The 7,325-nt window shown below is 55.2% G+C and carries 5 protein-coding genes; 3 read left to right on the top strand and 2 right to left on the bottom strand.

Translation table 11 applies throughout. The annotated features are described in order from the left end of the window. Positions 1–297: 297 nt before the first annotated feature. Complete coding sequence (locus TRESADRAFT_RS04525; RefSeq protein WP_002703275.1) at positions 298–1,488, bottom strand: glycoside hydrolase family 5 protein; 1,191 nt, start codon at positions 1,486–1,488, stop codon at positions 298–300. A gap of 296 nt (positions 1,489–1,784) precedes the next feature. Between TRESADRAFT_RS04525 and TRESADRAFT_RS04520 the strand changes: the two genes are divergently transcribed. Then, on the top strand, positions 1,785–2,249 hold the full coding sequence (locus TRESADRAFT_RS04520) for a DUF2798 domain-containing protein (protein WP_002703273.1): 465 nt from the start codon (positions 1,785–1,787) through the stop codon (positions 2,247–2,249). A gap of 95 nt (positions 2,250–2,344) precedes the next feature. After that, a complete protein-coding gene (locus TRESADRAFT_RS04515) occupies positions 2,345–3,259 on the top strand; it encodes a hypothetical protein (RefSeq protein WP_002703272.1) in 915 nt (304 codons plus the stop codon). 74 nt (positions 3,260–3,333) lie between these two features. Here TRESADRAFT_RS04515 and TRESADRAFT_RS04510 read toward each other — a convergent pair whose 3' ends face one another. Further along, positions 3,334–4,851 (bottom strand): extracellular solute-binding protein, encoded by a 1,518-nt coding sequence (locus tag TRESADRAFT_RS04510; RefSeq protein ID WP_002703270.1) that lies wholly within the window; start codon positions 4,849–4,851, stop codon positions 3,334–3,336. Between the two features lie 306 nt (positions 4,852–5,157). On the opposite strand from TRESADRAFT_RS04510, the gene TRESADRAFT_RS04505 reads away from it, so the two are divergent. Next, entirely contained in the window at positions 5,158–7,212 is a 2,055-nt protein-coding gene (locus TRESADRAFT_RS04505; RefSeq protein ID WP_002703268.1) for a methyl-accepting chemotaxis protein, read from the top strand. Positions 7,213–7,325 lie beyond the last annotated feature (113 nt).

The following is a 7,325-nucleotide window of genomic DNA, read 5'->3' as shown; positions in this document are numbered from 1 at the left end:
TGGGGCAAGCGTGCGCCGGTACGCGCGGGGGCGCGTGCCTACCGTGGCGGATGCGCGCGTGTTGATGGGGATTTGCCCGTTCTAAGAAGCGCTTGCTTGTTCCCTTGCCCGTTCTAAGTTCGGCTTAGTCGTAGCAAGCGTGCGCCGGCACGCGCGGGGGCGCGTGCCTACCGTGGCGGGGGGGGACGCGGATTGCCTAGTCTTTGCCCGTTCTAAGATTGTCTTGGTTGTAGCGTGCGTGACGACAAAAAAACGCCCTCCCCGAAAAGAGGAGGGCGCTTTCGTAATAGCCGGACGTTAGTTCTTTGCTGCCTTGATGCCGTCAAGTGCGGCGTTCAGGAGCGTGGGGAAGAAGAACGTGTGGGCGGTGCGGTCATAGAAGCCGAAATGCTCGCTCACGTCGCCGTTTTCCGGAATCTCCGTGGAGCCGTTGTCCCAGAGGATGGCGGTTATGCCGTTCTTCTTGGACGTCTCGAAGTAGTAGCGGTACCATGCCTCGCGCTCGGGGAGGTTGTTCTTGTTCGTCGCGCCGCACTCGCCGATTACGACGGGGACGCCGTTCTTCACGAACTTGCCGTTGAGCGCCTCGAACGTTCCCTTGAGACCGTCGCGCGCTTCCTGAGTGAACTTTGAGATGCCCGGGTTCTCTCCGGCGAACGGCCACGGGTCGTACATGTGGACGGAGATAATCGCGCGGTTCTTCGCTGAATCGGCGGGAAGGTGGAACGTGTCCGCCATCGCCGCCCACGGCTGCGCGACGTATCCCGGAATCATGAGGAAGCGGTCGGCGTTTTTCCCGCCGCTCGCGCGGATTGTCTTGATGCAGGCTTCCTCAAGCTCGATGACGATTCCCTGTGCCTTCGCGCAGTCGGGATGGCCCGCGTCGTACCACCATTCGCGCTCGTGGCCGACAAGGCGCGGCTCGTTGAGGAGCTCGAATATGAGGTGCTCGTCGTACTCGTTGTTGAACGTCGCGGCGACCTGCTCCCAGACCCTTGTGAGGAACGCGACAGAGCGCTCCTTCGCGGCTTCCGTCGGGTAGTACCCGCGTCCCATCTCGAAATCCTCGCTCGGGGCGGTGTCGTGGTGGACGTTGATGATGACGTAGAGCTTCGCCTTTATCGCCATGTCCACGACTTCCTTGCAGCGCTTGAGCCATGCCGGGTCAACGGTGTTGTTCCCGTCGATGATGTGGTTGTGCCACGTTATCGGAATCCTGACCGCGCCGAATCCTGCCTTCTTCAGCCCCTCGAACATGTCCGCGGTCGTTTTTGGCTGACCCCAGCACGTCTCCGACTCGATTCCGAGGTTGTCGTCGCTCCAGGCGTCGAGCGTGTTCCCGAGGTTCCAGCCGATTTTCATCTCGTCTACGATTTTCTGTCCGTCGACTTCCGGTGCCGGCGCGGGCGTGCTTGCGCATGATGTCGCGGCTACCGCCAATGCTGCGGCAAGCGTTGCCGCCACGGCAGACCGAACGAATCTTTTCATAATGCATCCTCCTATTTTTTTGCGGCGTCATCGTGTTCCGCCGCTCATGCGCTCCACCGTAACACGGTTTTTTGTCGGCGCGATAATAATTTTTTCCGTCATTTGCCAAAAAATTGCATTTTTCTTTCGCGGCCGGGCTTTTCGCGCGCGCTTGATTTTGTCGGGCGAAAAAGCTATCATCCGAATCCTGCATCGGGATTGAATCTCGGAACATTCCCTCCGTGTCTCATGCGCCATCTTTCCGGCGTAGTTTAACAATCTTTGCAAATCCATTTTTGAGGCAAGGAGTTTTTATTATGCCCAAATCGCTTTTTCAGGAAATTGTTTTCACAATCATCATGGTTTTCTTCATGGTCTACGCGCTCGTCTGCTACAACATTTCGCTCGCGACGGGCGGCATGTCGAACGCCGTCTTCCTCGGCGCGTTCCGCGAGCTTCCGATAATGGCGCCGATTGCGTTCGTCCTCGACATGCTCGTCGCAGGCCCGCTCGCAAAGCGCTTCACGTTCCGGATTTTTGACCCCAAGAGCGACAAGCCGCTTTTCATCATTCTCTCGATTTCCGTCTTCTCTGTGATTTTCATGTGCCCGATGATGAGCCTGTGCGCGACGCTGATTTTCAAGGGCGGGTTCCAGCGAGAGGCGGCCGCCGTGTGGCTCCAGACAACCGCGATGAATTTCCCGATGGCGTTCTTCTGGCAGCTCTGCTTTGCCGGCCCGATTGTCCGCAGGATTTTCTCGCTCGTCTTCCGCAACCGCTGATAGCCGCCCCGTCGATTTGCCGCCGGAAACAGTTTTTGTTGCGTGTCTACTTTTTTTTTATATAATGGTTCCATTCTTTATAAGGAGGAGTCACTATGAAAAAGTTGGCAAAATCAATCCTGGCGGCGGGGGCGGTCTGCATCGCGCTTTCCTTCGCGGCTTGTTCCGAAGACGACGAAGATGACGGAACGCCCGAAACGAAAGTCGAGCTTCCCGCGAGCAAGGGAGAAAACCCGTTCACCGGAAAATCGTGGAAAAAGGAATCTTCTGGGGAAGGCTATTCTGCTTCAACTACGTACGCGTTCGAAAGCGGGACTGTGACGAAGACAGATGCATGGAATGATGGCGAGGATTCCGGCAATAGCGAGACGACGTACAAATACACGTACGACGCGGACAAATCGCTCGTCTATCTTGCGCCCTCAAAGTTTTCCGGAACTGCGCAGGACGGAAAAGAATACAGCTATTCAAGCGTCAGCGAGGCAGAAGCTCTGCTGAAAGAATATGGATATACGGGCGACAATTTTGCTGCGGAAAAAGCCGGGTTTGCAGCAGATTTTGCGACAAAGACCGTGTACAAGTACGAGATTGCGGACAAGGCGCTCAAGCTTACGGAATACTTCGACGGGACGTTCCCGATAAGCGTGGAATTCGGTCGTTATGATTCCGAGAGCGGTCTTGCGATTTGGCTTTTAGGCGGTAAAATTTCAGTTTCCAAAAATTCCGAAGAGGGCGGGGAAGAAAAGTATTCCGTCTATCCTACGTTCGAAGGCGAAACGTTCAGCGGAACCGTCTACTCAGTCGGCGAGGACGAGGAGACCGATAGCCGCACGTTCACCAGTGTGGGCACGGTATCCGGGACTTATGCTGCTTCCGGCACCGGAACGGAAGGCTGCACGGTAAAAATCACATTCACCGCGATTCCGGATTCGATAAGCATAGTGGCTAAGAACACGGAATATACCCTCACGCAGGAGACAGGGGAAGACACATACACGCTCGTAGAGTAGCGCGCAGAAGCAAAAACAGCCCGCCGTTTGGGGATTTCCCATTTGGCGGGCTGTTTTTGTTTCCTGAATACGTCTTATTTCTGCGCCTCGTCGAGCATCCTGTACTGGGCATTTATCTCGGCGAGGATTGCCGTTCCGCCCTGCTTGTTCCACTGGTCGAACGCGTCCTGAAGCCCCTGCTCGTTGATTTCTCCGCAGATATATTTCGTCCGCGCCTCGTCAATCAGCTTGTCGAGCGACGCGCCCGATTTTGCGTATGTTGGCGAATTCACGAGGAACGACAGCGCGGGGTTGAACACGGCGTGCCGCTCGTTCTCCTTCAGGACGGAAAGCTCCTTGATTTTCCTGTCGTTCTGCTGTATCGACGGTTTCGCGTCGGAAAGCATGTGCGGTATGAAGCACTGCGTCTGGTTGAGCGCGGAATAATCCTTCGACGACGCCTTGTCGCCGTTGGGGACGATGTATCCCCGCTCGTTGAGCGTGTAGTTCACGTCTTTCATTCCGTATCCCGCGAGGACAATCATCTCGTCGTCGCACATTTTGTCGAGGTAGCGGAGGCACGACTCGACCTGCTCGCGCGTTGCCGCCGCCTTAGTTATCGCGAGGAATCCGTTGTATCCGCTTGTCGCGAGCGTGCGTCCGTTTATCGGCCCGACGAGCGTCATCTGCGCTGTTTTTGACGGGTCGACCACGGAAGGCGTCTTCGAGTTGATGAACGAATCCCAGATGCGGCGGCTTCCGTCCATTACGTCGATGAACATTCCCGCCTCGCCTTTCTTCACCTGGTCCTGCCATTTCTTGCTCTCGCGGCTGCGCCAGTCGCGGGGGATAAAACCCTCGTCGTAGATTCTGCGGAACCAGTCGAGCGCGTCCTTGTACTCGGCTGTCTGGTGGATGGGGATGATGTTCCCGTTCTGCTCGACCCAGCCGTTCCCGCAGCCGAACCATGTCTGCATGATGTCGAACGGTCCCGTGTAGTTGCACATCGCAAGGGCGAACGTGTCGTCGATTCCGTTTCCGTCTGGGTCGCCTTCCTTGAACGCCTTCATCATGTTGTAGACGTCCTCCGGCGTGCGCGGCTCGCCCAGCCCGAGCTTCTCCGCCCAGTCCGTCCTGTACGCGAACCCGTTCCTGCCGATGTCGCGCGCCTTGTAGAGCCCCACGAGCTTTCCGTTGACCTCAAGGCTTTTGCAGACGTTCTTGTTCGCCTTCGACAGGTTCGGGAATTTCTCGGAATCCCAGATGAATTCGTTGAGGTCCCAGAAAAGCCCCTTGTTCGCGGCGGCGACGATGGTCTGATCCATTTTGTTGATGTGCATTATCATCGGAAGCCCGGATGATGAGCCGAGCAGCGATTTCACCTTGTCGTTGTACTGGTCCATCGGTATGAACTGGAACTGCACCGATTCGCCCGTCCAGCGCTCCATCGTCGAGATGACGCGGTCGGAGTGTGGCCCGGCAAGCGGGTTTCCCTCCGTGTCGACGAGCATGAACGTTATTTTACCTTTTGACGAATTCTTTTGCGTCTCCCTGCATCCCGATATCGAAAGAAGGCAGACTGCGGCAATGACCGTGACAAAAAAATGCTTCATGCGGATGTTCTCCAAATAAAAATAGAATTGTATGGAATGAGCCAAAACCATTGCATCATAAATCCATAATGGCGACCTCCGCAAGAAGAGGGCAGTGCGTTTTGGGAATATTCCGTCATAAAAATCGTTTTTTTGTCAAAAAAATGAAGTTTTCCGGGGGATTTTTCTTCTTAAAATAGACTTGGAGGATAAAAATATATCAAAAAACTATTTGAAATATTATTATTCTGTCATAACCGTGATTAATTTTATAAAAAACCGTTTTTTTTTATATTAAAATAAATAAACATGACTTAGAATGATATTATGCGCAGTTTGAAATCAAAGTTGCTTGTAGTAATAATATCTGTCGTTGTCTTGTCGAACGTCCTTATCGGTATGGTTTCGCAAATAGTATCGCTGAACGTCGTCACGAAATCCGTGAATGAGAATCTTTCAAACGTCGCCTCGAAAATCGCATCGGAAATTTACGCGGTGAACGAGAAGCAGTTTTCTATGATGGAGTCGCTCGCCACCCAGCCGTTCATGAAGAATCCGGACGTCTCGCTTGAGGAAAAGAACGATGCTGTCGGCGCCATTGCGCGGCGCAACTTGACGAAATTCAAGAACGTGAGCTTCATCTCGAAGGAAGGACTTACGTATTCGCTCGGACATACGCTCCAGAATTCCGCGGGCGAGAAATTCTTTCAGGAGGCGATGGGCGGCTCGCGCGTCGTCCTCGACCCGGTGTTCGACAAGGCGGCGGGGCAGACGCTCATGTATTACGCCGTGCCCGTCTACAACGCGCACCACGTCCCGCAGGGAGTCATCGCCGCGATAACGTTCGGAGACACGCTCTCGCAGATTGTGTCCGTCATGCAGGTGGGAAAGAATTCGCATCCTGTTGTCGTCAACATGAAGACGGGCGCGATAATCGGAAGATTCGAGGGGGAGGGCGGTTCCGTCAGCATCCCGAGCGACATAATGCTCGATTTGCGCGCGGGAAGGAAAGGCTCCGCCTCGTACAAGGATTCGTCCACGGGGCAGCGCATGACGTGCGCGTTCCGTCCCGTCGGCGAGAACTGCGACTGGGCGGTGTTCTGCGCCGCACCGTATGAGGACTATTTCGGCGGGCTGACGCTCCTCTCGAAGCTCATTCCCATAATCCTTGCGCTCACCGTGTTTTCGGCGACCGTGGCGTGCGTCATCCTCCTTTCGAGAAGCCTCCGCCCGCTCAAGAACGTTGACGGCTCGATTCACGAAATCGCGACGGGAAACGCCGACCTCACGAAGAGAATCGACGTCAAGACGAAGGACGAGATTGGCTCCGTCGTCAATGGTTTCAATATTTTCGTCGGCAAGCTCCAGGCGATAATCTCGCAGGTCAAGACTTCCCGGAATTCGCTCAGCCGCGCGGGCGACGACCTCGACACGAGCACGCAGGAGACGGCAAGCTCGATTGCCGAGATTATCGCGAACATCCAGAGCGTCCACCGGCAGATTTCGATGCAGAGCGGAAGCGTGTCCGAGACGGTCAGCGCGGTCAACCAGATTGCGTCGAACATCGAGTCCCTGGAGAAGATGATTTCCCGCCAGTCGGAGGGCGTCTCTCAGGCGTCAAGCTCCGTCGAGGAGATGATTGGAAACATATCAGCCGTGACGCAGTCCGTGGAAAAAATGGCGGATTCTTTCAGCATTCTCCACGATGACGCGAAGCTCGGCGCGGAGAAGCAGGTCGCTGTAAACGACAGAATCAGCAAAATCGAGACGCAGTCGATAATGCTTCAGGAAGCGAACAAGACGATAGAGAACATCGCCTACCAGACGAACCTTCTGGCGATGAACGCCGCAATCGAGGCTGCCCACGCGGGGAATGCAGGGCTCGGGTTCAGCGTCGTCGCGGACGAAATCAGGTCGCTTTCCGAGACGTCGCGCGTCCAGTCGAAGACAATCGGAACGCAGCTCAAGGCGATAAAGGAATCGATTGTCGAGGTCGTCGGTGCGAGCGCCGATTCGAGCAGGGTGTTCAATTCCGTTTCCGAAAAAATCGAGGAGACCGACCAGCTCGTGCGCCAGATTAAGGCGGCGATGGCTGAGCAGAGCGTCGGCTCGAAGCAGATAATCGGGGTTCTTCGCACGATGAACGACAGCACAAGCGAGGTTCGGACGGCATCGCGGGAGATGTCGGAAGGAAACCGCGCGATTCTCGATGAGGTGAAGAACCTCAAGCAGGCGACAGACGCGATGCTCACGAGCATGGACGAGATGTCGATTGGCGCGCGCAAGATAAACGAGACGGGAACGGCGCTCAGCGAGATTTCGACGAAGCTGCGCGACTCGATTTCCGAAATCGGTGGCCAGATAGACCAGTTTACTGTCTGACGGGCTTCAATAAGAAATCGCTTTGCCCGGCTTTCCGGCTGGTGCATGATTTCTGGTGTTGTTCCGAATCGAGTTCAGCATGGCAAAATGTAAGTCAACCGTTTTTGCCGACA

The sequence above is a fragment of the Treponema saccharophilum DSM 2985 genome (assembly GCF_000255555.1).
Classification (GTDB): domain Bacteria; phylum Spirochaetota; class Spirochaetia; order Treponematales; family Treponemataceae; genus Treponema_D; species Treponema_D saccharophilum.
Note: the sequence above shows the minus strand (reverse complement) of the source record. Positions and strands in the feature narration are given on the sequence as shown.

Coding starts and splice junctions, on each gene's coding strand:
- TRESADRAFT_RS04525 (WP_002703275.1), bottom strand. CDS start 1,488: ATGAAAAGATTCGTTCGGTCTGCCGTGGCGGCAACGCTTGCCGCAGCA.
- TRESADRAFT_RS04520 (WP_002703273.1), top strand. CDS start 1,785: ATGCCCAAATCGCTTTTTCAGGAAATTGTTTTCACAATCATCATGGTT.
- TRESADRAFT_RS04515 (WP_002703272.1), top strand. CDS start 2,345: ATGAAAAAGTTGGCAAAATCAATCCTGGCGGCGGGGGCGGTCTGCATC.
- TRESADRAFT_RS04510 (WP_002703270.1), bottom strand. CDS start 4,851: ATGAAGCATTTTTTTGTCACGGTCATTGCCGCAGTCTGCCTTCTTTCG.
- TRESADRAFT_RS04505 (WP_002703268.1), top strand. CDS start 5,158: ATGCGCAGTTTGAAATCAAAGTTGCTTGTAGTAATAATATCTGTCGTT.